Genomic DNA, 1,745 nt, shown 5'->3' with positions numbered 1-1,745 from the left:
TCAGAAGCTGTTTTCCAAGCGATCACGTGTCTGACCTGGATGTTTGCCGCTTGCGATCTTGAGGTGGTGGTGTGCAAGGTGCCGGAGTTCTCGTCGCCGAGCCCGGAGGTCCGTCGTGCCCACGCCCGCTGCTGTCATGAAGCGCCGTCTGCGCGACCTGGAGGCGCGGTCCGCCGAACTCCACGAGCGGATCGCGGTGTTGCAGCGAGAGGCTGCTCAGGTCGAGAAACAGGTCACGCGCTGGCGTATCGGCGGCGAGATCTTCGAGGAGGTCGAGCAGGAACTGCGGGAGGGCAGGGCCGGTGGCCGGGCGGACGGTGCGACCGCAGTGCCGGACGCTGCGGATGCGGGTGGTGCCGCGGAGCCTGCGGACGGCGGGCCGGGGACGGAGTCGGGGTCGCGGTATGTGCCGCAGTGGAGCCAGGGGGCCGATCCGGCCCGACTGCCCGGCTTGTACTGCGAGATCGTGGCGTTCGTGTCGGGTGCGGACGGCCCGGTGCGGGTGCCGGAGGTGGTCCGCGCACTGTTCGGTGAAGGGGCCGGCCGCAGTCGGCACGAAGGCGTGCGCGCCCAGCTCAAGCGGCTGGTCGAGCGGCGCTGGCTGGTCAGCGAGGACGGACGCTCCTTCACCGCCGGGTCACACTGAGACGGGTGGGCACTGCCGGGCCGCGGTATGCCCCACGGCGGCGAGTCGGCGTGTCATCAAGGTGACCATCGCCCACTTCACATACGCCTCGTGGGCAGCGGTCGTCCGCTCGTAATCCCGCACCAGACGACGGCAGTTGACAAGCCACGCGAAAGTGCGCTCTACCACCCAACGTCTCGGCAGTACCACGAAGCCGCTCATGTCATCACTGCGCCGTACCACCTCGACCTTCAGGGCGAGTTTCTCCCGGGCCCAGTCGACCAGGGCCCCGGCGTAGCCGCTGTCGGCCCACACCAGACGCACCCGGGTGAACAGGCGGCGCACGGCGCCGAGCAGCTGCACGCCGGCGTCGCGGTCCTGCAGGTCGGCGGCGGTCACCAGGACCACCAGGAGCAGGCCCAGGCAGTCCACCGCGACATGCCGCTTGGAGCCCGAGACCAACTTCGCTCCGTCATAGCCACGGCGTTCCCCGGTGAGCGTGGCCGCGCCGCGCAGCGACTGGGAGTCGACGATCGCGGCCGTCGGTTCGGGATCGTCGCGGCCCTCCAGCAGCCGCACCTGCTCACGGAGCCGATCGTGCAGCACGTCCAGGAGCTCCTCGGCCTGCCAGCGGCGCTGGAAAGCGTAGACCGCACCCCAGGGTGGGAAGTCGGCCGGCATCGCCCGCCACTTGATCCCGCTGTCCACGAAATAGCGCACCGCGTCGAACATCTCCCGGTGGCAGTAGCCCTCCGGATTACCCCCGCGCCCGCACAGCCAGCCCGGCAACGGCATCACCCGCCGGATGACCTGCCACTCCTCGTCGCTCATGTCGGTGTCGTAGAAGCGGGCCCGCAGCGGACGGTCCCCGGCGTTGCCGTACAGATGGGCGAGACAGTCGCACGGTGCCGTGAACCGGAGGTCTGGCAGCGGACGATCAGGAGCGCAGGCGGTAGCGTCAGGCACAACGAGGCTCTGTTTCTTGCGGGTTCGGCGTAGACAACCGACACGCTAGGAACGGGGCCTCGTCCTCGTTCCCGATCCCGCCACCAGATCACACGATCAAGCTCGCCGTACGGACCGCCATCGAACACCCCGGGGTTGGAAAACAGCTAGTCAC

The 1,745-nt window shown here is 69.1% G+C and carries 2 protein-coding genes; one reads left to right on the top strand and one right to left on the bottom strand.

Features of this window, described 5'->3' with window-relative positions; translation table 11 throughout:
* Positions 1-136 precede the first annotated feature (136 nt).
* Positions 137-646: a hypothetical protein gene (locus ACIBJF_RS53295; protein WP_399185100.1), complete on the top strand. Its 510-nt coding sequence runs from the start codon at positions 137-139 to the stop codon at positions 644-646.
* Here ACIBJF_RS53295 and ACIBJF_RS53290 read toward each other — a convergent pair.
* Positions 638-1,591 (bottom strand): IS5 family transposase, encoded by a 954-nt coding sequence (locus ACIBJF_RS53290; RefSeq protein WP_399185099.1) that lies wholly within the window; start codon positions 1,589-1,591, stop codon positions 638-640. The two genes, ACIBJF_RS53295 and ACIBJF_RS53290, sit on opposite strands and share 9 nt — an antisense overlap.
* Positions 1,592-1,745 lie beyond the last annotated feature (154 nt).

The sequence above is a fragment of the Streptomyces sp. NPDC050743 genome, from assembly GCF_044456925.1.
GTDB lineage: Bacteria > Actinomycetota > Actinomycetes > Streptomycetales > Streptomycetaceae > Streptomyces.
Note: the sequence above shows the minus strand (reverse complement) of the source record. Positions and strands in the feature narration are given on the sequence as shown.